The sequence below is a fragment of the Bradyrhizobium sp. ISRA430 genome (genome assembly GCF_029909975.1).
Taxonomy (GTDB): domain Bacteria; phylum Pseudomonadota; class Alphaproteobacteria; order Rhizobiales; family Xanthobacteraceae; genus Bradyrhizobium.
Map to the genome: position 1 here is coordinate 3194036 of NZ_CP094516.1, position 23970 is coordinate 3218005.

Here is a 23970-nt window from a genome sequence, read left to right on the forward strand (position 1 = left end):
TTCGGCTTGGTCTCGATGGGCAGCTTTGTTTAGCAAATCGGTTTACTGAACGTTCAATGCGAACTCGTGAAAGCGCGATTGGCTTTTGCCGGACGTCCTGCTCACACCGAACGGCCGCTTTGCGCGCCAAGAGCCGTTTGGCACGGGAGTCAACTCCCGCAAGGCAAAGAAACCTTCGTTGCAGCATTTCGCAGGGAACAGTTCGTGCCAGCATACTCCGACTGCTACCGTCAGGAGTGCAAGGTCAGCCTCACGAAGCCGACCTCTTCAATCCAGATCGTCGCAGTTCAGCTCGCGCAGAGCCTTGTCCACCCAAGAGGAATCGTGCGCCATTATATTCGCGATCTGCTTCTGCTCCGCCTCGTACTTTGCCGTAGCTCCCTTTAGCACCTCATCCACATCGTCAAACGGTACGCAGAGCAGTCTGTCATCGTCTCCGATGATGAGATCGCCCGGCTCGATCACCATGCCATCAATCGCGATCGGAACATTAATCTCGCCGGGTCCGTTCTTGTAAGGTCCGCGATGCGCGACGCCGGCGGCAGCAATGGGAAATTTCTGACCTCGGATACATCCGGCGTCCCGAACCGCAGCAGGCGCACCTCGGCCGCCATGCTGGTACGTCTCTCAACCGAGGCCACCGCAAGATGATCTAGTAGTTCGTCGCGGACTTCTCGTTCGGGATGCCGTCGATCGGACATTCTTCGGTGCCGACGGTCGGACGAGTCATCGCCTCGACCATCTCGCGCGCCCCTTCCGGATCGGCTATCCAGTTCTTGTAGAAATCATAAGGGCAGGCCGCGACGCCGCGCACGCCTTCGCCGGAATTGATCATGCCGGTGTAGCCGCGATGCAACAGCTTGAAGAGATGGTTCTGCGACTGGCCGTTGCGGCGCGCGTCCCGGATCAGGCTCTTCGACAGCCCTGCGTACTGGATGCCGTATTCCTCCTCGCCGGTCTCGCCCAAGGTGCGGCCGTCGAAGCCGACGATCGCGGAATGACCGAAATAGGAGTAGACGCCGTCAAAGCCGGCGGCATTGGCGACAGCAACATAGACGTTATTGGCCCAGGCCATCGCCTTGGAGATCATCACCTGCTGCTCCTTAGCAGGGTACATGTAGCCCTGGCAGCGCACGATCAGTTCTGCGCCCTTCATCGCGCAGTCGCGCCAAATCTCCGGGTAATTGCCGTCGTCGCAGATGATCAGGCTGATTTTCAGGCCCTTTGGTCCATCGGAGACGTAGGTGCAATTGCCGGGATACCAGCCCTCGATCGGCACCCAGGGCATGATCTTGCGATACTTCTGCACGATCTCGCCCTTGTCGTTCATCAGGATCAGCGTGTTGTAAGGCGCCTTGTGCGGATGCTCCTCATGGCGCTCGCCGGTCAGCGAGAACACGCCCCACACCTTCGCCTTGCGGCAGGCTTCGGCTAAGATCGCGGTCTCCTCGCCCGGCACCTGCGCGGCGGTCTCGTACATCTCCTTGGAGTCGTACATGATGCCGTGGGTCGAATATTCCGGAAAGATCACAAGATCCATCCCGGGCAGACCGAGCTTCATGCCGACAACCATGTCGGCGATCTTGCGGGCGTTGTCGAGCACCTCGGCCTTGGTGTGGAGCCGCGGCATCTTGTAATTGACGACGGCAACGCCGACCACGTCATTGCTGGAAGAGATGTCACCGTGAAGCATTTGAAACGCCCTTCTGATCTGGTTTGAATTTTTCAATCCGCAACGTCAGTGGCTGATCATCCAGGGCCGCGCGGTCGGGAAGCCGACGGCGCCGCTCTTGCTCTTCGTCACCAGCCGCCCCGGTTTCTTCTTGGTGCCGGTCCCACAGCAGCCGCAGCCCGGGCCGTGCGCGGCCTTGTACTGATCGAGCGTCTTCGGCGCGTGCCGGCTCTTCTCATTGGTGGCGTGCGCCTTGCGCTTGTCCGACGGCATGCAGAAGAACGCCGGCGCGGTCAGGATCACGCGCGGCGATTCCGTCTCGCAGCGCGGACAGTCCTGCGGATCATCGCATTCGGCCATCGGCCGCATGTCGGTGAACGGGCCGCAATCATTGCAGAGATATTCGTAGACGGGCATCGTCGCTCCCTTCGCTATTGCAGGTCCGATGCGGGGCTCCGCGCCCCGCATCCATCTCGCAATGGGACTACTTGTCCGGCGAGATCGGCATCTGGATGTCGCCCGTGATGTGCTTCACGGGACCTGCCGACGACGGCATCACGTCGAAGTCGAAGATCTCGGTCGGCAGCCACAGCGTGGCGCAGGCATTGGGGACGTCGACGACGCCGGAGATGTGGCCCTGGCACGGCGCGGTGCCGAGGATCGAATAGGCCTGGGCGCCGGAGTAACCGAACTTCTTCAGATATTCGATCGCGTTCAGGCAGGCCTGGCGATAGGCGATGTGGACGTCGAGATAGTGCTGCTTGCCGGCTTCGTCGACCGAGATGCCCTCGAAGATCAGATAGTCCTTGTAGTTCGGCGTGATCGGCGACGGCTTGAACACGGGGTTCTTGATGCCGTATTTCGCGACGCCATCCTTGATGATATCGACCTTGATGTGCAGCCAGCCGGCCATCTCGATCGCGCCGCAGAACGTGATCTCGCCGTCGCCCTGGCTGAAATGCAGATCACCCATCGAGAGGCCGCCGCCAGGCACATAGACCGGGAAGTAGATCTTCGAGCCGCGCGACAGATCCTTAATGTCGCAATTGCCGCCATGCTCGCGCGGCGGCACGGTGCGGGCGCCCTCGAGACCGATCTTGGCCTTGACGTCGCCCTTGGCCTGGCCGGCATGCGCGGTCGGCGCAAACGGCGGATTGGCCAAGCCCGGCACTCGGGTCGGGTTCGTCGCAATCAGCTCGGCTTCGCGCGCATTCCAGGCCGCCAGCATCTTGGCGTCCGGCAGACAGCCGATCAGGCCGGGGTGGATCAGGCCGGCGAAGTTGACGCCGGGCACATGACGCGACGAGGTGTAAAGGCCCTTGATGTCCCAGATCGACTTCTGCGCCAGCGGGAAATGATCCGTAAGGAAGCCGCCACCGTTCTGCTTGGAGAAGAAGCCGTTGAAGCCCCACAGGCTTTCCTTCAGCGGACCGACGTCGAGCAGGTCGACCACGAGAAGATCGCCGGGCTCGGCGCCCTTGACGCCAATCGGGCCGGACAGGAAGTGCACGATCGAGAGGTCGATGTCGCGCACGTCGTCGGCCGAGTCGTTGTTCTTGATGAAGCCGCCGGTCCAATCGACGGTCTCGATGATGAAGTCGTCGCCGGGGCTGACCCACTCGACGATCGGAACCTCTGGATGCCAGCGGTTGTGGATCTTGTCGTTTTCATAGGCCGACTTCGTGAGATCGACCTTGATCAGTGTATCTGGCATCGAGATGCTCCCCTTCGTTTTGCTGGTTAGACGGACAGGAATTTCGAGATCTGCGCGGCATCGACACTGTCGCGCGGATCGTCACGCACGATCTCTCCGTTCTCGATCACGAGCACGCGGTCGGCGATTTCGAGCGCGAAGCTCAGGACCTGTTCGGAGACGACGATCGACAGTCCCCGCTCGTCGCGGATGCGCTTCAACGTCTTCGCCATGTCCTTGATGATCGACGGCTGGATGCCCTCGGTCGGCTCGTCCAGCAGCAGCACTTTCGGTTTGGTGGCGAGCGCACGCGCGATTGCCAATTGTTGCTGCTGCCCGCCGGAGAGATTGCCGCCGCGGCGGCCCTTCATCTCCAACAGCGCCGGGAACAGCTCGTAGATGTCCTCGGGCACTTCAGAGCCGCCGGATACGACGAGACCGGTCTCGATGTTCTCCTTCACCGTCATGGTCGAGAAGATCATGCGGCCCTGCGGCACATAGGCGAGCCCCTTGGCGACGCGGTCGTAGCTCGGCAGCGAGCCGAGCTCGGCGCCGTCCATGGTCACCGAGCCGCTCTTGGTCGGCACGATGCCCATCAGCGACTTCATCAGCGTGGTCTTGCCCATGCCGTTGCGGCCCATGATCGCGACGATCTCGTTGGGCGCGACCGACACATTGAGGCCGTGCAGCACCTCACTCTGGCCGTAAGCGACGTGAAGATCATTGATTGCCAGCATTGATGTCGCTCCTTAATGGCCGAGATAGACTTCGATCACCTTCGGATCGTTCTTCACCTTCTCCATCGTGCCCTCGGAGAGGATCTGGCCCTGGTGCAGCACCGTGACCTTGTGGGCGATGTCCTCGACGAACTTCATGTCGTGCTCGATCACCAGCACCGAACGGTCCTTGATGATGCGGTTAAGCAGCTCGGCGGTCTTGGCGCGCTCGGACACGCTCATGCCGGCGACGGGCTCGTCGAGCATCAGCAAGTCCGGATCCTGAATCAGCAGCATGCCGATCTCGAGCCACTGCTTCTGGCCGTGGCTGAGCAGCGCCGCGCTCATGTTGAGGCGATCCTTCAGGAAGATCATCTCGGCGACCTCGTGGACGCGGTCGCGCACCGCCGCATCACGGGTGAAGGTCAGCGCGCCGAACACGGTGCGGCCGCGCGGATAGGAGATCTCCAGATTCTCGAACACCGTGAGGTCGTCGTAGATCGACGGCGTCTGGAATTTGCGGCCGACGCCGGCCTTGACGATCTGATTCTCCTTCAGCTTGGTCAGGTCCTTGCCGCGGAATTCGATCGAGCCTGAGGTGGCCTTGGTCTTGCCGCAGATCAGGTCGAGCACGGTGGTCTTGCCGGCCCCGTTGGGGCCGATGATGACGCGGATTTCGTTCTCCTCGACATAGAAGGAGAGATCGTTGACCGCCTTGAAGCCGTCGAAGGAGACCGTGAGACCTTCGACCGAGAGCAGGAAGGGTTTTGGCTGGTATCCGACAAGCATGCTGTCCTCCTCACTCTGCCGGCGCGCCGTCGGCGACCGAATTGTCGGTCCAGCCGGCCTTCGGCTTGCGCGCGCCGATTAGTCTGCTGATGCGCGGCTGGACGTAGTCTCCCCAGATGCCGGCGAGGCCGTTTGGGAATGCGAGCACCACGGCGATGAACATGCCGCCGAGGCCGAACAGCCAGAGCTCGGGGAACGACTCGGAGAGACTGGTCTTGGCGAAGTTGACGAGGATCGTTCCGTAGACCGCGCCCAGGATCGAGATCCGGCCGCCGACCGCGGTGTAGATCACCATTTCGATCGAGGGCACGATGCCGACAAAGGACGGTGACATGAAGCCGACGTTGAGCGCGAACATCGCGCCGCCGATCGCAGCGAACACCGCGGCGATGCAGAAGGCGAAGATCTTGAAGTTGGCGACGCTGTAGCCGGAGAAGCGAACGCGGTCTTCCTGATCACGCATCGCCACCAGAATGCGGCCGAGCTTCGAGTGACGGACGAACTGCGCGATGAAGATGCAGGCGAACAGCAGGCCAACCTCGAAGAAGTAGAGCACGACCTTGGCGTGGTCGGGACGGATGTCCCAACCCTTCAGCGTGCGCAGGTCGGTCATGCCGTTGATGCCACCGGTGTAGCCCTGCTGTCCCACGATCAGGATGGTCAAGATCGCGGCGACCGCCTGCGTGATGATCGCAAAGTAGGTGCCGCCGACGCGGCGCTTGAACATCGCGGCACCAATGATCAGGGCGAATATCCCGGGCACCAGGATCACGGCCGCGACGGTGAAGGTCAGGCTATGGAACGGCTTCCAGAAGAACGGCAGCGCGGTGATCTGATTCCAGTCCATGAAGTCGGGGATGCCCGGCGTCGACTGGATCTTGGTGTTCTCGACGCTCGACGCCTCGAGCTTGAGGAACATCGCCATGCAGTAGCCGCCGAGGCCGAAGAACACGCCCTGCCCGAGGCTCAGGATGCCGCCGTAGCCCCAGCAGATCACGAGCCCCAGCGCCACAAAGGCGTAGGTCAGATATTTAGCGACCAAGTTGAGGCGGAAGACGTCGAGGCAGAGCGGCAAGATCACGACCAGAAAGACCGCGAGCACCAGGATGCCGATCAACTCCGAACGCGTGGCAAAACGACTATCGTTCATGGGTTCAGCCCCCTGCACTTTCGTTATTTGCGGACCTTGAAGGCGAACAGACCCTGCGGCCGCAGCATCAGAATTCCGACGACTGCGAGCAGCGTCAGCACCTTCGCCATCGAGCCCGACATGAAGAACTCGAGCGTCGACTGGGTCTGCGAGATCGAGAAGGCGGAGGCGATGGTGCCGAGCAGGCTGGCGGCGCCGCCGAACACGACGACCAGGAAGGTATCGACGATGTAGAGCTGGCCGGACGTCGGCCCGGTCGAGCCGATCATGGTGAAGGCCGAGCCGGCGACCCCGGCGATGCCGCAGCCGAGCGCGAAAGTGTAGCGGTCGACCTTCGCAGTATTGATGCCGACGGCGCCCGCCATGATGCGGTTCTGTACGACGGCCCGGACCTGGCGGCCCCAGCGCGAGCGGAACATGATGTAGGCGACACCGATCGTGATCAGCACCGTCAGGCCCATCACGAAGACGCCGTTGATCGGAACTTCGATGGAGTCGGTGACATGCAGCGAGCCGAGCATCCACTGCGGCAGCTCGACGCCCACCTCTCGCGCGCCGAAAATCGAGCGATAGGCCTGCTGCAACATGAGACTAAGTCCCCAGGTCGCAAGCAGCGTATCGAGCGGACGCTTGTAGAGGTGCCGGATCAACACCCATTCCACCAGCATCCCGAGTGCGCCGGACGCCAGAAACGCCAGAATCATAGCGAGGAAGAAATAGCCGCTGAACAGGCTCGGCAAATAGGACTGGAAGACGTTCGATGTCATCCAGGTCACATACGCGCCCAGGATCATGAACTCGCCATGCGCCATGTTGATGACGCCCATTTGGCCGAAGATGATCGCGAGCCCCAGCGCCATCAGGACGTAGACGGAAAACAGGCTCAGTCCGGCAAAGCCCTGCATGACGAAGATCGAGCCCAGGTCGCCAATCGAATAGTCGCCGAACATCTGATTTCTCCGTCGAGCACAGCGTCTCGCGTCCGAGGGGACAGGGTCCCGCGTCGCGAGCGACGTCGCGACGCGGGGTCGTGAAGCGCGGATTGAGGGTCCGCGCCAGGGAGCTCTTGCTCGGGGAAAGATCGCGGAAGCCTTGCGCGCTTACTGGTAGCCCTTCGGGAACGGATCTGGCTCGACCAGATCCGCGGTCTCGTAGATCAGTTCGAACTGACCATCGAGCTTGGCGCGACCGACGCGTGTTTTCGACCAGAGATGATGGTTCTCGTGGATGCGCACATAGCCCTCGGGTGCGCCCTTGAATTCCACGCCGGGCGAGGCGGCCGCGATCTTGTCGACGTCGAAGCTGCCGGCCTTTTCGACCGTCAGTTTCCAGAGCCATGGGCCGAGATAAGCCGCCTGCGTCACGTCACCAATCACGGTTTTCTCGCCCCAGATCTTCTTGAAGGCCGAGACGAAGGCCTGATTGTTGGCATTGTCGAGCGATTGGAAGTACTTCATGCAGGCGTAGGCACCCGCGATGTTTTCGCCGCCGATGCCGTCGATCTCGTCCTCAGTCACCGAGATTGTCAGCAGCGCCTGCTTGGAGAGGTCGATGCCGGCTGCCTTGAGCTGCTTGTAGAAGGCGACGTTCGAGCCGCCGACCACGTCGGTGAAGATCACGTCGGGCTTGGTCAGCTTGATCTTGTTGATCACCGAATTGAACTGGGTGCTGCCGAGCGCATAATACTCCTCGCCGACGACCTTGCCCTTCAGCACGTTCTCGACGTGCTTGCGCGCGATCTTGTTCGAGGTGCGCGGCCAGATGTAGTCCGAGCCGATGAAGAAGAACGACTTGGCGCCCTTCTCCTTGGCGATCCAGTTCAGGCCGGCGAGGATCTGCTGGGTGGCTTCCTGGCCGGTGTAGATCACGTTCTTGGACTGCTCGAGACCTTCGTAGAAGGTCGGGTAGTAGAGCATGCCGTTGTACTGCTCGACGACCGGCAGCACCGCCTTGCGCGAGGCCGAGGTCCAGCAGCCCATGATGGCTGCGACCTTGTCGTTGACGAGGAGCTTCTTGGCTTTCTCCGCGAAGGTCGGCCAGTCGCTGGCGCCGTCTTCCTGGATGACCTTGATCTTGCGGCCGAGCACACCGCCGGCAGCGTTGATCTGCTCGATCGCGAGCTTCTCGGCTTCGATCGAGCCGGTCTCCGAGATCGCCATCGTGCCGGTGGCCGAGTGCAGGATGCCGACGGTGACTTCAGTATCGGTTACCGCGAGGCCCGTGGTGTTGACTGCCGAGGTCGCCGGAGCCTGCGCGAAGGACGCCTTCGGCAGCATCGTGATGGCCGGCACAGCAGCCATGCCCATCAATAGTTTGCGCCGAAGCGGCGACAACAACCCCTTGTTTGCTTCGTCTGACATGGGCACCCCACTGTTTGTTCGAGGACACGCGTTTGGTGCCGTGAGGATGGCTCTAATTTGTGCAGCGCGAGCATACGCAAGATCGCGTATACTGCACCGCAAAATGCCGACGTAGGCTTTTGGTACAGGATTTGCGTGGGCTCCGGGTCCGTATCGGGAGTGGGGTTAAGTGGCAGGGCGGCAGCAAATAGACCGCGTCAGGCGCCAGTACAACCAATGGGTTGCCAATCAGACGCTGGAAGACTACGCGCTGCGCTTCACCGCCAAGAGCGCGCGGCGCTGGTCCGCCGCCCGCGTCGCCAATACCGCGCTCGGCGCAATCTCCTTCCTCGCGCTTGAAGCAATCGGCGGTACCATCACGCTGAATTACGGCGCCAGCAACGCAACCGCAGCGATCCTAGTCGTCAGCGTCATCATCTTCCTGTGCGGGCTGCCGATTGCCTATTATGCCGCCAAATGCGGCATCGATATCGACCTGCTGACCCGCGGCGCCGGCTTCGGCTATATCGGCTCGACGATCACTTCGCTGATCTACGCCTCTTTCACTTTTATCTTTTTCGCCTTCGAGGCGGTCATTCTGGCAGCGGCGCTGGAGATGTGCTTCGGCATTCCGCGACCGCTCGGCTATCTCATCAGCGCCATCGTCATCATCCCGCTGGTGACCTACGGCATCACCCTGATCAGCCGCTTCCAGCTATGGACGCAGCCACTCTGGGTCGTCCTTCATCTCCTTCCGTTCCTGGCGATCGCCTGGGCCAATCCGCATTCGTTCGTGGAGTGGCGAAAATTCGCCGGCGAGCACGGCGACACCAGCGGCCATCTCGATCTGCTGCTGTTCGGCACCGCGGCGTCGGTGGTGTTCTCGCTGGTGGCCCAAATCGGCGAGCAGGTCGACTTCCTGCGCTTCCTGCCGCGCGACCGCCGCACTTCCAAGACCTCGTGGTGGATTGCGCTGCTCTGCGCCGGTCCGGGCTGGATCATCTTCGGCGCGCTGAAGCTGTTGGTCGGATCGTTCCTCGCCTATTTCGCGCTGAGCCACGGCGTCGCGCTCGAACAGGCCGCCGAGCCCGCCGACATGTATCTCGAAGCATTTCGCTACGTGCTGTCGCAGCCGGATCTGGCGCTGGCGCTGACCGGCACCTTCGTCATCCTCTCGCAAGTCAAGATCAACGTCACCAACGCCTATGCCGGCTCGATCGCCTGGTCGAACTTCTTCTCGCGGCTGACCCACAGCCATCCCGGCCGCGTGGTCTGGCTGGTGTTCAACGTGATGGTGGCGCTGCTGCTGATGGAGATCGGCGTCTACAAGGCACTGGAGCAGACGCTCGCGCTTTATTCCAACGTCGCGATCGCCTGGGTCGGCGCGCTGGTCGCCGATCTCGTGATCAACAAGCCACTCGGCTTGCGCCCGCCGCAGATTGAGTTCAAGCGCGCACATCTCTACGACATCAACCTGGTCGGCGTCGGCGCCATGACCATCGCGACCATCGTCTCGATCTCGGCGTTCTACGGCCTGTTCGGGCCGACCACGAAGGCGCTATCAGCCTTCGTCGCGCTCGCTGCGGCCTTCATCGCGGCGCCGCTCATCGCATGGGCCACCGACGGCAAGTACTATATCGCCCGCAAGCCGAAGCGAAGCTGGCAGAACGTCGAGGCGATCAAGTGCTGTATCTGCGAGCATTCGTTCGAGCCAGAGGACATGGCCTCCTGCCCTGCGTACGCCGGACCGATCTGCTCGCTCTGCTGCTCGCTCGACGCCCGCTGCCACGATCTCTGCAAGCCGCACGCACGGGCCGGCGTGCAGGTGGCGGCGGCGCTCGGCAAGATGCTGCCCGAGACGATCCATGCGCGGATCAACTCGCAGTTCGGCCAGTATGTCGGCGTGTTCGCGGTCTCGGCCGGGCTCGTCGCGCTCGTGCTCGGGCTCATCTATTTGCAAACCTCGGCGACCGTGCATGCGGACGCGCTGCTCGCAGACGTGCTATGGAAGGTGTTCTTTGCGCTGATCATCATCATCGGCGTGGTCGCCTGGCTGTTCGTGCTGGCGCAACAGAGCCGGCGGGCGGCCGAGGAAGAGACGCGGCGGCAGACCGCGCTCCTGATCCAGGAGATCGACGCGCACAAGCGCACCGACGCCGAGTTGCAGCGCGCCAAGGAGGTCGCGGAGTCTGCCAACCTTGCCAAGAGCCGCTACGTCGTAGGCCTGAGCCACGAGCTGCGTTCACCGCTCAACGCGATCTCCGGCTATGCGCAGCTCCTTGAGCAAGACAATGGTTTGCAGGCGCGGCCGCGCGACCAGGTTCGGGTGGTCCGCCGCAGTGCCGACCATCTGTCAGGACTGATCGATGGCATTCTCGACATCTCCAAGATCGAGGCCGGACGGCTCTATCTGTCCCGCGACGAGGTCCGTCTGAACGATTTCCTCGACCAGCTCGTCGGCATGTTCCGCCTGCAGGCGGCGGCAAAGAGCATAGACTTCGTGTTCAAGCGGCCGGACGTGCTGCCGGTGGTGGTCTATGCGGACGAAAAACGGTTGCGGCAGATCCTGATCAATTTGCTGTCGAACGCAATCAAGTTCACGCAAAGCGGCAGCGTCAAGTTCGTCGTGCACTATCGCAGCCCGGTCGCCGAGTTCGAGGTGGTCGATACCGGGCCCGGCATCCAGCCGGACGATCTCGAACGCATCTTTGCGCCCTTCGAGCGCGGCGCGCTCGGCGTCGCGCAGCCGCAGACCGGCACCGGCCTGGGACTGACCATCAGCCGACTGCTCGCAGGCGTGATGGGCGGCGACATCAAGGTGACGAGCACGGTCGGCGCCGGCGCGACCTTTAGTGTCAAACTGCTGCTCTCCGAAGTGACAAATCCGCGGCGCGATGCGCCGGTAGAGGCGCCGGTCTACGGCTATCTCGGTCCGCGCAAGACCGTTTTGATCACCGACGACGATCCGACCCATCGCGACCTCCTGCGCGAGGTGCTGGCGCCGCTCGGCTTCATCCTGCTCAGCGCGCCCGACGGACCCGGCTGCCTGGCGCTGGCGCAGCACTGCCGGCCCGATCTGTTCCTGCTCGACATCTCCATGGCCGGCATGGACGGCTGGACGGTGGCGGAAACTCTGCGCGCCAACGGCCATCACAGCGCGCGCATCCTGATGGTGTCGGCGAGCGCGCTGGAAGCGCACGGCGCGCCGCTGGCGCAGCCGTTCCATGACGGCTATCTCATGAAGCCGATCGACATCCCGCGGCTGCTGGAGACCATCCGCCAATTGCTGAAGCTCGAATGGCAGTACGAAGCCGACCAGGCGCCGGTGCCGCTGTGGAAGCCGGAGAGCGGTTCGCGGCCGCCGGCGAAATTTGTCGAGGAGTTGATCGGCCTCGGTCGGCTCGGCTATGTCCGGGCGATCCAGCTCAAGCTCGACGAGATCGGCGACGAGCTGCCGGAGCATGCTGATTTTGTCACCCATATGCGTGCACTGGTCGACCGCTTCGATCTCGACCAGTACATGGCTACATTGAAAGCCCTGCACAGCTATGATCACTGACCCCAAAAAGCGCGATGTTGCCCTCATCGTGGACGACTCACCCGAAACGCTTCGGATGCTGACCGACGCACTCGACGGCGTAGGAATGACGGTCATGGTTGCGCTCGACGGCGCATCGGCTATGCGGATAGTCGAGCAGATCACGCCTGATATCGTCCTGATGGACGCGGTCATGCCCGGCATGGACGGCTTTGAGACGTGCCGGCGGCTGAAGCGCGACGCCGGCCTCGACAACGTTCCAATCATCTTCTTGACCGGGTTGGCCGAAACCGAACACATCGTGCGCGGTCTGGAAGCCGGCGGCGTCGACTATGTCACCAAGCCGATCGTGATAGAGGAAATGCTGGCGCGCATCCGCGTCCACCTCGCCAATGCGCGGCTGACGCAGAGCGCCCGCGCAGCGCTCGACGTTTCCGGCCGTTATCTACTCGCGGTGAACGACGCCGGCAAGATCAAGTGGGCGACGCCGCAGGCGCAGAAGCTGCTGGCGGATGCGCTTGCGGTCGATTCCAACGATGACTTCGTGCTGCCTGACCCTATACCGCAATGGCTCGATCAGACACAAAAGGGCAAGGCCAGCTCGAAGGCTGCCTCGATGGTATCGTCTCCCGGCAACGAGCAACTCCGGCTGCAATATGTGGGCAAGCTCGGCCCGAATGAATTCCTGCTGCGGCTGGCAAAGGATTCAGGCGCAGACTCGCTGGCGGAATTCCCCAGCGAACTCGGGCTGACGACACGCGAGGGCGAAGTGCTGTCGTGGCTGGCCAAAGGCAAGACCAACCGCGACATCGCTCAGATCCTCGGACTCTCGCCGCGCACGGTCGACAAACATCTCGAGCAGATTTATTCCAAGCTCGGCGTCGAGAACCGCACTGCTGCAGCGGCGATCGCGGTCAACGCAAACCGTCACAACTCGTAGCAGCTTCTAGTGACGCATTGCTTCTGAACGGCGGGATGCTGTGGTGACCCGAATTGACCCGTTGCAGAGCGGAACGAAGCGCTGATTTTGCGCCGCATCATTCCCAGTGCCACGAAACGCTCAATTTTTGAGCGTGCAACCATGGCGGAGCTCAGGCTTAATCGCATCAAGGTACGAATCGTGCCCACCAACGGATTGGCACGTATGCAAGACATGTGGTGGAGGATCGGATGCGACGGCTCGCGCAGACCGCTCTACTTGCGTTCGTCTCCACACTGACCGGCACGGCGCTCGCTTTCGACAGCGGACAATACGACAACGTCTCGCCCGACATCCGGGCATGGTTCAAGTCCGTGATGGCGCCCAACGGTGTACCGTGCTGCGACATCTCCGATGGTCATCGCACCGACTATGAATATCGTGAAGGCGCCTATTGGGTTCCCATTGAAGGACAGTGGATGGCTGTACCCGAGCGGGCCATCATACGAGATCGCGGCAATCCGGTCGGTCAGGCCGTGGTGTGGTACGTGCATCACCGCGGCAACATCATCATCAGCTGTTTTGTACCGGCTGATGCTGTATAGATTGTCGGAATGTCAGTCGGCCAGCAATACTGTTCCCTGACTGCGCTGCTACAAGCTTTTCGCCGAGCTCATGTGTATCTGCCCATGACGGTCAAGGACGGGCGCGATACCGTCATCGCTCGCACGTAAAGGTGCTTTCCTTCGGCGAAACCGAGCAGTCTTTCCGTGTGTACTGACCAGCTTGGCTGCTCGCATTCGTATGCTGGCGGTGATGAGCTTTTTCTTGATCTCCCGGTGCACACGTTGTGCACACGCCGCTCTCTAAACCATTATAAACCTTTAACTCTCGATCCAATCCATCATGGGCGCTGTAGAAAACTTGCGATCTAAGTCATTCATTTTGCTGAGATCTTTCGACTCCGATCAGCCCTTTATGTTATTTGGACCGATTGAGAAATCTGGTTTGACGAGGCTTCCGCAGCTTGGCTCTTCTAGGACCATGTATGCATGAATTGGAAGCGGAAATCGCTTCTTCGGATTCTCAGTGCACACGTGACGCACACGAGAGCGAGAGTGCACACATCTTCAAATCGTGCGTCCTCAGAGAACGGAAGTGACCTGCACATTCTGATAACGCTGGGTCAGGTGCGATGACGGCACCACGATGATCTTCTCGTCGCTTCCGCCGTGATTCTCAATCTTCACGTCGATCGGCCGCACATTCATGACGGCGCCTCAGCGAACTCCATCAGCGATTCCGTGGCGCGAACGTACGCATCCGGCGACGGCCCTGGTTAACGAAATCAATCCGAAAGCAGATCACGTTATCGCCAGATCGCAAGGTATCGCGCTGGAGGATGATGCCGCGTGGGGCTTATATTCGGCTCCCTGCGCGGGCAAGTACTCATCTGCAACTTGACTTTGGTCAGATTCCCAATTGCATCGTCCACATAGACTGCCTTTGCACGTGCGGGAGAACTCACCCCGCTCATGCTTGTCGGCGTTACGCGAGGGATTTTGCTTACGTTCGGAGCGATGGGAGCGGAGCGTGGCGCATTGCTCAACGGAGACCGGTCGCCATGCCGCTTCAACCAGATCCTTCCGAAGAAATCGTAGTTGATCAATGTTCGGGCGTACCGTTCGCTATGTTTGACGGCAACAAGCGGGGGCTCTGCGAGATCAACTCCGGGGCGTTGGCCGATCGCGCGACGGCTGACGGCGCCGATGAGAATGACATCCGCGCAACCTTTCACAGGCACCAAAGAACCATCCAGGCCATAGCCAGCCAGAACCATGATGCGGGGCAAGAACGGCCGATCATTACGACTTACCAGCTCACGCCGCTTCCCTAGTCTCGTGATACTTTCACCTCAGTCGAACATCTCGGAGGGAGCATGACACTTTTAATACAGCCAACGCCAAAGCGTCACACTGCGCCGCCGTGGAGTACTGAGGAAATCGAGCAGCTACGGTGCCTCATCCTGGAAGGTAAGAGCGTGCATGCGGTCTCAAGGCGCCTTCGACGAACGCCACAAGCCATAAGAAAAGTTGCAAGCAGACTAAAGCTTCCGCTTCGGATCATCTGAGCTTCAGTAACCGCTTCCATCCTTCATCCTCGTTCATCGCGCGACCGACGGAGAAACCCTTGGCGCGATGCAGCGCGCAGCGAACGGGATCAAGCTCCTTGCAGTGGGCGCGCTTCGCTGCGCGGGAGCCCTTCGAACTCAAGCCGAATTTACGTACCTTGGGCGGGATTGGCGCAATTACCCGCCTTGCTCGTCCATCGGGAAGACGAACATCCAGGGTCGTGTCCCCAGTGATGGTGTAGCTCGGTAGAGCAAAGCCGTCCGCACGCGCGCCCTACAATAGCGCCGTAGCGGGCGGACGGCTTTGCGGTGGTCACCGGCGATTCGCCGGTAGGGTCGGGTTGCTGACACCAACCTGATTCGAGGAACCACCGATGACCGACGAGATGATGAACCTGCGGACGCTCGTGGAGAAGACCCCTGATGCGGATCTGCTGCGCGAGATGATCGGCTTTGCCGCCCAGCGCCTGATGGAGCTGGAAGTGGAAAGCCAGACCGGAGCCGCCTATGGCGAGAAGAGCCCCGAGCGCCTGGCCCAGCGCAACGGCTACCGCGACCGCATTTGGGAGACCCGCGCCGGCGCGGTCGAACTGCGCATCCCCAAGCTGCGCAAGGGCTCCTACTTCCCCGGCTTCCTGGAGCCCCGTCGCATGGCCGAGAAGGCGCTTACCGCGGTGGTGCAGGAAGCCTACGTGCAGGGCGTCTCGACCCGCTCGGTCGACGATCTCGTGCAGGCCATGGGCATGAGCGGCATCTCCAAGAGCCAGGTGAGCCGGCTCTGCGCCGAGATCGACGATAAGGTGAAGGCGTTCCTCGCCCGTCCGATCGAGGGCGACTGGCCGTATTTGTGGATCGACGCCACCTACGTGAAGGTGCGCCAGCAGGGCCGCATCGTCTCGGTCGCGGTGATTGTCGCGGTCGGCGTCAACAGTGACGGCCGGCGCGAAGTTCTCGGCATGGATATTGGCCCGTCCGAGGCCGAGACGTTCTGGACCGCGTTCCTGCGCAAGCTCGCGCGCCGCGGCCTACGCGGCGTCAAGCTGGTCGTGTCTGATGCCCATGAGGGCATCAAGGCCACCGTCGCCAAGGTGCTCAACGCCTCCTGGCAGCGTTGCCGCGTGGGGTCGTTGAAAAAGCTGCAATTGGCTGATTTCGTTTTCGTCGGCGATTCGCGATCGGCGGAGCAAACGAGATGCTGGGGCGCAAGGAGCGGGATCAGTTGGAGCTCTTCATCACTGGCTCGCTCAAACAGCTCGTCCCAGATGAGCACGTGCTGGCGCGGGTCGATCGTGTGCTCGACCTATCTTGGCTAAGGGAAGAGGTCTCCGACTGCTATTGCGCGAACGACGGTCGGCCAGGCATCGATCCAGAAGCCGCGGTACGCCTGATGCTCGCGGGTCTGCTCACCGGCATCGTACACGATCGCAAGCTGATGCGTGAGGCTCAGGTCAACATCGCCATTCGCTGGTTTGCTGGTTATGGCCTGCACGAGCAGCTACCGCACCATTCCAGCCTGACGCGCATCCGCCAGCGCTGGGGCGAAGAGCGATTCCGTAGGATCTTTAAACGCACGGTCGAGGCCTGCCTGAAGGCCAAGATCGCAACAGCCGAAGTGGTTCACATCGATGCGTCGCTGATCCGCGCCAACGTGAGTTGGGACAGCCTCACCGAGCAGCATGTGGTGGATGTGCTGAGCGAGAATCAAAGCGAAGATGAAAGCGAGGCTGAGAGGAAGGGCCGGCAAAGCGGCAAGTACAAGAAGATCTGCACCACCGATCCGGATGCGACAATGGCCACCAATGCCCGAAACCGGCGGCTGGAGCCCGCTTACAAGCAGCACACTGCCGTCGATGACAAGGTCGGCGTTATTCTGGACGTCGCGGTCACGACTGGACAAACGAACGAAGGGGAGATGATCGAGCCGCAAGTCGATGAGGTTGAAGCGATTGCGGGCATCGACATCAAGGTGGTCACCGCCGACGCGGGATATGCCTACGCTAAAGTCTACGGTGCGCTCGAGCGGCGCGGCATCGATGCCCTGATCCCAGCTAAAGCCGAACCAATCAAGAGTCGCGTACCGCTCAGACGCTTCCGGTACGACGCCAAGAACGACATCTTGAAGTGCCCGCGAGGACGTATCTTGCGCCCCGCGCGGCCCATCAAGCACGGCCGTTTCTTTTACTCGAAGGCGAAGGATTGCGCCCGGTGTCCGCTCAAGGGCGATTGCCTATCCAAAGGGCGAGTTAACAAAGCGGTCGTTGTCGGTGACGATTATCCGGCACTGCTCCGCGCCCGCCGCCGTCGCGAGCGATGGAGTAAGCAGGATCGACGGCTCTATCAACGCCATCGCTGGCGCTCAGAGGGCTTCCACGGCGAAGCCAAAACCTGGCACGGACTAGCGCGCGCCATACGGCGCGGTCTACCGAACATGAAGATCCAAGCCTACCTGACGGCCGCCGCCATCAATCTGAAGCGGCTGGCAGCCGCTCTGCTTGCGCTTATTCTGCCTTGGATTGTCCTCATAGTGCGTTTGCGGCTTCAGATCGCCCCGTAGCGGGTTTTGATGCGAGGGCCACGACGGGGCCGGTCGCTGCATCGCGCGAAATCTATTGGCCACTTCTTCAACGACCCCCGCGTCCACTTCATGCGCAACGCGCTCGCGCATGCCGGCAAGAGCGGCCGGCGTGTCGTCTCCGCCTTCATCGCCACCGCGTTTGCCCAGGACGATGCCGAGGCCGCAAAGACCCAATGGCGAAAGGTCGCCGACCAGCTCCGCCCCAAGCTCCCCAAGCTCGCCGGCTTCCTCGACGAGGCCGAGACCGATGTGCTCGCCTACATGACCTTCCCGCCCCAGCATCGGACCAAGCTGCACTCGACCAACCCGATCGAGCGCCTCAACGGCGAGATCAAGCGCCGCACCGAGGTGGTCGGCATCTTCCCCAATGAGGACGCCATCGTTCGCCTCGTCGGTGCGATCCTGCTCGAGCAGAATGATGAATGGGCCGTCCAGCGCGCCCGCTACATGACGCTGGAAACCATCGCGCCGTTGAGCGATGATCCCGCCGTCAGCTTCCCGGCAATCGCCAGCTGACCTGTCCGGCCCTCGCCGGCGAACGCGGTGTCCCACCGCCAGTTACACCACGCCTAGGGACACGATCACATCCAGCCGTTCGACCGTTCCGGCCCAACTGATTTCCGCCCCAATCTGTCAGACTCTCCGGTTCTTGCGGAGTAGGCTTTGATGCCGCACCTCGACCGGCTCGTAGCAATTGTCGGAGCGTGTAGTCGCTCGATGGCTCCCTGAGACCCGCGCCGTTCCCGACTTCACAATGACGTGTTGGCAGAGAGAATCCAGGCCGAGCGGCCTAAGCCTGTGTGCGGAAAGGCGAAGGTGGAACGCCTCTTTATGGGGCACACTGCTCGTTTGGCCAATGAAGTTTGCCTAATCCGCCGGAGTTCACCGCGACTGTCGCGGCCCTGGCCAAGCCATTTTGCATACTTCCAGGCACAAGCTGCATGAACTGAATTCAGTCGAAGCCATACCAATGGTTGTGAGCCGAGATCACGGCACGTTATGACCAGGAAACGACCGGGCAGACGCGGACTAGCTGAACGGGCTCTTTTTTGGTACCGGCCCGCTATCCTGTCGCTTTGCGTATGTCCTGGGACTTTTCCATCGATGAACGCCGGGAGGCACTTTGGCGATTGGATCTGTGGTTTGGTTTAATAGATTTAAGGGTTACGGGTTCATAAGACCCGATGGCGGAGGCAAGGACGTATTTGTTCACATGTCGGCCGTTGAGCAAGCAGGCCTTGAGACGTTAGTCGAGGGGCAAAGGCTGAGCTATGAACTCGTGTCAGTTTCTGGGAAGATGACTGCTGGTCATCTGCGGATCAGCACGACTGACCTCTCAAAGGGATGAAGAGATTTTGAGCCTTCGGCGCCACCCGATTTCTGGTCTGCGCCACCCATGCACAGTCCCCGCCGCGCCGTTTGCAGTCCTGGTATCACGTCCCGCCATGCGGGGCTCCGAAATTCCCGATCATGTCATTGCAACGCCCAATCAGATCTGTCAATTCGTCGCGGTGCTTCACTAGAAAGTCGGCAATTCCGGCAGCGACCGTTCGCATCATTGCATCAATCTGGCTCAACAGCTCGCGCCGGGCCGTCTCATAGTGATCCGAGAAGGGGCGAGCGACGTCGGACCATTCGCTCGCCACTCTCATTGACTCAAAGATGGGCGGTTCCGATTGTGGGGCAACTGCGTACCAGCGATCCGATCGCGCGCCTCGATCGCCGCCTTTTCGACTGGCGCTGCCGCCAGCCGAAGGAGCGATTGCTCGCTCGACATCGATAGAAAGCAGCTCCAGCGTTTCGTTGTGAAGACGGTCAATCTCCAAAATCAATTGATCGTACATGCCGCTCAGCCGTGTGAGCTGCGACCACGCAAGTCTCAAATGTTGGTAGTGCGACAACTCGCCTTGAGCCCACGGATATCCGCGCGCGACAATCTGGCAGGCAATCAGGTCGCCGTATACGGTCCGCAACTCCAGAAGTGCACGCACTTCCGCCTTTAGGCGCTGATGGACGGTCGCGATTCCCGCCCTCGCTCCGTCCGGTACGAATTCGAATGAAGGGTCGGAGGAGCTCATCAGATTGGCACCGGCCAGGTCGACAATCGTCGCGATCCGCCGGTCAATTTCGCTTACGGTTGGCTCGTCCACCCTGGTCATATCCCCAAATTCCAGCAACGCCATGGCCGCCCCGGCGGTCTGAACCGTCCCTTCGCGGGCGCGCCAATCCCGATCCGGAGCCTCTCAGCCTTCAGCCGTTTTCGGAAGCCTAATTTGTGCTCAGAATCAAGGCAGGGGTGGGATATCAAGCTCGCGGCGCTGGGAGGGGACGGGGCACACGGCCGCGAAGCTGCTGTTTTGCAAACGCTCACTAGGGCACATGGGCGTGGATGCGGCGGGCCCCGTCAAGTCGAACAGGGAGCGGCTGAAGCCTCCCGCCTCTCGGGGGAAATGATCGCAAGCCGCGTCCGGGGAGACCGCCCCCAGTGCGTTGACGAACCGATGGCCGCAAATGGCGAGACACCGAGAGGATCAGGGGAGTCGTCGTTCGCCTGTGCCGGCGGTTGCCGAGTGTTTTCGCGACTATTTCAGTTTCACCTCTGCCGGCGGTGCTCCAGCGAGCGGCTTTGTCAGGCTGTCGTTGACGCTGCGTGGAAGGCCGTAGCGACCGGCTACCGGCTTCGCAAACCCCAGTTGTTGCACACTTCTGCTTGCCCCGCCCGACCGTGCAATATTACCCTGTGGCCGTGTCCGACCCAGCAGATCGTCATACACCTTCAGCGTTCTCCGGGCGATGTCGGACCAATCGTAGCGCAAGGCACTCTCGCGGCGCACGGCTTCACGATCCTCCGCGTAACGTGCAACTGTCAGCGCCGAAAGCTTTGTGCTCATCTCCTCGCAATTCCCGACCCGGAAAATGTGCTCGGGATCGCTTACGACCTCGAGGTTGGGAGCAATATCACTCACCAGCACCGGCAGGCCGTAGCTGAGCGCTTCCAGCAACACGATGGGCAGCCCCTCATGGGACGAGGGCAACACGAACAGCGCGGCGTGAGCATAGAGTTGTCGCAGCGCGTCGCCGGTCTGGAAGCCCGTCATAACGACATTCCGGTGGCCGGCAGCCTCTCGAACCAGCCGATCTGCGTATTCGTTCTGGTGATCGATCCTGCCAACAATGGCCAACTTCCATCCCGGCAGCGCCGCGGCCGTAAAGGCACGCAAGAGATCGAGCTGCCGCTTCTCGGGAACCAGTCGACCGACGGTCAACACGTATCGTCCTGGCTCCAATCCGAGCTCGACGGCCTTTTCACTCTGTTGCGGAATATCCGCAAACACGACGCCGTTCGGTATCACCTCACAAGGCTTGCCATACTTGGACCCAATGAGATCGCCTATGCTGCGGCTGACAGCGATGCGTTTGTTGGCGTAACGCATCCCCATCGCTTCCCCGATCCTGAGCACCATGCGCGCCGCCCAACCCCATTTCTCCCGGTTGTAGTCCTCGCCGTGATGGGTAACAACCACCCGCAGGCCGATGGCGCGCAACAATGGAGTTACGATTGCCGGCCCTATGCCGTGAATGTGCACGACGCCCGGTCTTCGAACCGCCGCGACGATCGCACAAATCACGGAGTGAAGCAGCGTTTCGAAATACTTGTTGGGTACGGTCCACAGCCGCAGTATTCGGACGCCCTTCCATGTCTTGACCGTACTCGGCTGGACGTAAGGGGACCGCATACACACCGTCACTCTTCTACCGAGTTCGACCACCCGTGGCGCGAGATTCTCTGCGTGCGTTTCGATACCACCCTGAACTTGCGGGAAACCTCGGAAGCCGAACATATAGATTTCACGCCTGCTCATCTGGATTTCCTCCACAAATCTAATTGTTCATGAAAGTTCGCAACGGATAATGTTCGTCGGGAGTGATGCGTCCTTTGACCAGCCGTGCTTTGACGTTCTTGGCCAAGAAGGACGTTCTTGGGACGTGCGGAGATGGCCTCACGTCGGAGTAATCTATGTAACTGTCAAAGCAGATGCTCTTGCCGATCGACACCTTCAGCTTGTTCTTGAAGACCCAGAGCAGCGGGCCGGCTTTTGGCAACTGAGGAACGAGATTGGATCGCATGGCAGTTCGTGCCGTGGTCACCATCCAGCAATTCTGACCGCAGCCTGCGACTTTCTTGCGTGTCTGCTGCGCCACTTCGCTCTTCATGATCTCGTCCCACGACTGTCGTGCAAGATTGCCCATCGGAAGATCGGAGCGGACGTTGCATGCCCATACGTCGGACCAAGGATCGATGAACGCGAAGTCCTTACCTGCGCTACAGGGTATCAACCGGTCGTGCCCGAGGATCTTCTCGATCAAACCGAGGTTCAGGTAGGCTCTAAACCAGTTCTTTGGCTTCGGACTGCGCAGCATCGCCGAGATCAGTCCTTCGACCTTTCGCGCGACGGATTTCCGATCATAGAAATAGTTGTCGTTCTTGTAGAACTGCCAGGCATTGTGGAGCGTGGAAGTTGCAAGCTCAAACCGCTCCTTGCGGGCGAACTCGTAGACATCGACGAGCTGATCGACATTTTCGTCCTGAATGACCATCGCAAAGCCGAGATCGGTGCCACCCGCCTCGCGAAGCATGCGCAGTCCCGCGACCTTGGTGCTATAGCCATCCTTCTCGCCGCGGATCCTGTCGCTCGTCTCCTGATCGCCCTCCAGCGAAAAGCGCACCTTGATATTCGGATACTTCCTGATGATCGGAACCAGACGCTCTGGGTGAAGACCATTCGACGAGATCTCTGTCACTCTTGCCTTGGGATAGAGAATATCGATCATTTCCCCGAGGTCTTTGCGAAGCGTCGGTTCACCGCCTGACACATTGAGGTTGTCGAATCCGGCAGGAAGTTTCGATAGCGTCTCGAGCGACACCTCTTCCCTGGGCTCGGTCGGGTTCTGCCAGATGTAGCACATCTGGCACTTTGAGTTGCAGCGGAACGTCGAAATGACAGTAAGGTCCATTTTACAATCCGACTCTCTTTGAGTTCGCCGATCCAACCAGGCTTTCGTACAACGACAGCAACGCGGCACCGTGCGCCTGAAGTGAATACTCGGCCTCGACGATGCTTCGTGCACTCCGGCCGAGCGCCGCGCGTCGATTGCGATCGGCGAGAAGCGCCCTGACGCCTTCTGACAGATGAGAAGCGCTGCCAGGACGGACCAGGAGTCCCGTCGTGCCGTCCCTGACCAGCTCCGGGATTCCGCCGATACGTGACGCAACAATCGGCTTTCCGTGGGCCATCGCTTCAAGAATCGAGAGCGGATTGTTTTCGTGCCATTCCGAAGGGACCGCGATCAGCGCCGCACCTGCGATCGTCCTCGCCAGGTCGACACCCGTCAAATGTCCTTTAAACTCTGCAGCCGGGTACTTTCGCTGAAGCTCTTCCAGCAGCGGCCCCGTACCGGCGATCACAAGCCGCCAGGCTCCGTGGTCGGCCGCATGCGCTCGGAGGAGCGTCTCAACGCCCTTTTCCGCCGACAACCGTCCGAAATAGAGCACGTACCCCTCATCGTGCGTAGCAACCTCGATACGAGAGGCGTCTATTCCGTTCGGTATATGAACCACCTTGTCTGCAGCAAACCGGCGAACGATGGCCTGGTACATGAATCTGCTCGGCGCGATGAACTTGTCGACGCGATGGTAACTTCCCGCCAACGCGTGATAGCGCGCCTCCGCCCAGAGCAATGAGCTACGGCCGAGTGACCCGTCGGCGCAGCGTTGCGCGAGAATCGCCTCGAAGCCACCATCCGCACATCTCGTGCAAACCTTTCCATTGCTGAGCTGCGTATAGACAGGACACACGGGCTTGTAGTCGTGAAGCGTAAGGACGACTGGAACGCCCAGCCGGGCTGCAGCCGTAATGATAGAGGGAGTGAGCTGGTGGTAGATGTTATGGCAATGCAGGATGCTCGGATTTTCGTCCCGGATCAGACGAGTGATGTTTGCGACAGCCTCAGGCGAGTGAAGAAGGGAGAGCGCAGACTTCAGCTTGTCGCTTCGCGATGCAGTGCGGTATGATTTTTGCGATACGAAATAGGACCGAAAGCGCGACGGAACGTTTCGGTCGTCGTTCATGGAGAATTCCACTACGTCGACGTTCCGCCTTCGCATCAGCTCCATCTCGTCGAACATGACGACTTCCGAACCGCCGTTGCGAAAGAGGAATTTATTCGCAAACAGGACTTTCAGGGTACGCCGATCCGGATGGCCGACCTGACGCAGGCTGGCGTGTTGAACATCTTGTTCGCGCCTTGATCGCTCGGTCGAAAAGGCGACTTGCCCTTCCGCGCTGAAATTGAATGAAGATTCCGTCATTGCCGCGTTCCCAACCGAGAGGTCAGAACGAGCCAAACTGCGGTGCAAATGCCAAGTGCAGTTGGCTGGCGTTCGGTT

The 23970-nt window shown here is 60.8% G+C and carries 18 protein-coding genes and 4 pseudogenes; 8 read left to right on the forward strand and 14 right to left on the reverse strand.

The genetic code is table 11. The features are described from left to right. Positions 1-267 precede the first annotated feature (267 nt). The 9 genes and pseudogenes from MTX21_RS15375 to urtA form a co-directional block, all read right to left on the reverse strand. Positions 268-582: pseudogene (locus MTX21_RS15375) on the reverse strand (RraA family protein); the annotation flags it as partial. A 70-nt stretch (positions 583-652) separates the two neighbouring features. After that, the gene (locus MTX21_RS15380; protein WP_280965635.1) at positions 653-1693 is read right to left on the reverse strand and encodes an aliphatic amidase; all 1041 of its coding nucleotides are present in this window, start codon (positions 1691-1693) and stop codon (positions 653-655) included. Between the two features lie 45 nt (positions 1694-1738). Then, on the reverse strand, positions 1739-2089 hold the full coding sequence (locus MTX21_RS15385; protein WP_280965636.1) for a zinc ribbon domain-containing protein: 351 nt from the start codon (positions 2087-2089) through the stop codon (positions 1739-1741). A 67-nt stretch (positions 2090-2156) separates the two neighbouring features. Continuing rightward, positions 2157-3386: a formamidase gene (fmdA, locus tag MTX21_RS15390; protein WP_280965637.1), complete on the reverse strand. Its 1230-nt coding sequence runs from the start codon at positions 3384-3386 to the stop codon at positions 2157-2159. Between the two features lie 26 nt (positions 3387-3412). Further along, entirely contained in the window at positions 3413-4102 is a 690-nt protein-coding gene (urtE, locus tag MTX21_RS15395) for an urea ABC transporter ATP-binding subunit UrtE (protein WP_280965638.1), read from the reverse strand. A gap of 12 nt (positions 4103-4114) precedes the next feature. Further along, on the reverse strand, positions 4115-4870 hold the full coding sequence (urtD, locus tag MTX21_RS15400) for an urea ABC transporter ATP-binding protein UrtD (protein WP_280965639.1): 756 nt from the start codon (positions 4868-4870) through the stop codon (positions 4115-4117). 10 nt (positions 4871-4880) lie between these two features. Next, complete coding sequence (gene urtC / locus MTX21_RS15405) at positions 4881-6020, reverse strand: urea ABC transporter permease subunit UrtC (RefSeq protein ID WP_280965640.1); 1140 nt, start codon at positions 6018-6020, stop codon at positions 4881-4883. A gap of 23 nt (positions 6021-6043) precedes the next feature. Beyond that, positions 6044-6970, reverse strand: coding sequence for an urea ABC transporter permease subunit UrtB (gene urtB / locus MTX21_RS15410; RefSeq protein WP_280965641.1), 927 nt, complete (start codon positions 6968-6970; stop codon positions 6044-6046). A 150-nt stretch (positions 6971-7120) separates the two neighbouring features. After that, complete coding sequence (urtA, locus tag MTX21_RS15415) at positions 7121-8380, reverse strand: urea ABC transporter substrate-binding protein (RefSeq protein ID WP_280965642.1); 1260 nt, start codon at positions 8378-8380, stop codon at positions 7121-7123. A gap of 169 nt (positions 8381-8549) precedes the next feature. On the opposite strand from urtA, the gene MTX21_RS15420 reads away from it, so the two are divergent. The 3 genes from MTX21_RS15420 to MTX21_RS15430 all read left to right on the forward strand — a co-directional run bounded on the left by MTX21_RS15420 (position 8550) and on the right by MTX21_RS15430 (position 13421). Then, positions 8550-11918, forward strand: coding sequence for an ATP-binding protein (locus MTX21_RS15420; protein ID WP_280965643.1), 3369 nt, complete (start codon positions 8550-8552; stop codon positions 11916-11918). Continuing rightward, positions 11908-12837 (forward strand): response regulator, encoded by a 930-nt coding sequence (locus tag MTX21_RS15425; RefSeq protein WP_280965644.1) that lies wholly within the window; start codon positions 11908-11910, stop codon positions 12835-12837. Before MTX21_RS15420 ends, MTX21_RS15425 begins: the two co-directional genes overlap by 11 nt. Positions 12838-13067: 230 nt before the next feature. Further along, positions 13068-13421, forward strand: a complete 354-nt coding sequence (locus MTX21_RS15430) for a hypothetical protein (RefSeq protein WP_280965645.1) — start codon at positions 13068-13070, stop codon at positions 13419-13421. Between the two features lie 558 nt (positions 13422-13979). Here MTX21_RS15430 and MTX21_RS15435 read toward each other — a convergent pair. Further along, positions 13980-14096 (reverse strand): annotated as a pseudogene (locus MTX21_RS15435) (inorganic pyrophosphatase); the annotation flags it as partial. 344 nt (positions 14097-14440) lie between these two features. Between MTX21_RS15435 and MTX21_RS15440 the strand changes: the two are divergent. The 5 genes and pseudogenes from MTX21_RS15440 (at position 14441) to MTX21_RS15460 (ending at position 18870) form a co-directional block, all read left to right on the forward strand. Further along, positions 14441-14713: a DUF1488 family protein gene (locus tag MTX21_RS15440; RefSeq protein WP_280965646.1), complete on the forward strand. Its 273-nt coding sequence runs from the start codon at positions 14441-14443 to the stop codon at positions 14711-14713. A gap of 608 nt (positions 14714-15321) precedes the next feature. Continuing rightward, positions 15322-16068, forward strand: a pseudogene (locus MTX21_RS15445) (IS256 family transposase); the annotation flags it as partial. A gap of 71 nt (positions 16069-16139) precedes the next feature. Continuing rightward, complete coding sequence (locus tag MTX21_RS15450; protein ID WP_280965647.1) at positions 16140-17501, forward strand: IS1182 family transposase; 1362 nt, start codon at positions 16140-16142, stop codon at positions 17499-17501. A gap of 78 nt (positions 17502-17579) precedes the next feature. Then, a pseudogene (locus MTX21_RS15455) lies at positions 17580-18038 on the forward strand (transposase); the annotation flags it as partial. 607 nt (positions 18039-18645) lie between these two features. Then, entirely contained in the window at positions 18646-18870 is a 225-nt protein-coding gene (locus tag MTX21_RS15460; protein ID WP_280965648.1) for a cold-shock protein, read from the forward strand. 85 nt (positions 18871-18955) lie between these two features. On the opposite strand, the gene MTX21_RS15465 is transcribed toward MTX21_RS15460, so the two are convergent. From MTX21_RS15465 to MTX21_RS15480, 4 genes are all read right to left on the reverse strand, one after another. Continuing rightward, entirely contained in the window at positions 18956-19705 is a 750-nt protein-coding gene (locus MTX21_RS15465; protein ID WP_280965649.1) for a hypothetical protein, read from the reverse strand. 399 nt (positions 19706-20104) lie between these two features. Continuing rightward, complete coding sequence (locus MTX21_RS15470; protein WP_280965650.1) at positions 20105-21385, reverse strand: glycosyltransferase family 4 protein; 1281 nt, start codon at positions 21383-21385, stop codon at positions 20105-20107. A gap of 19 nt (positions 21386-21404) precedes the next feature. After that, entirely contained in the window at positions 21405-22538 is a 1134-nt protein-coding gene (locus MTX21_RS15475) for a radical SAM protein (RefSeq protein WP_280971066.1), read from the reverse strand. 1 nt (position 22539) lies between these two features. Further along, on the reverse strand, positions 22540-23892 hold the full coding sequence (locus MTX21_RS15480) for a glycosyltransferase family 4 protein (protein ID WP_280965651.1): 1353 nt from the start codon (positions 23890-23892) through the stop codon (positions 22540-22542). Between the last annotated feature and the right edge of the window lie 78 nt (positions 23893-23970).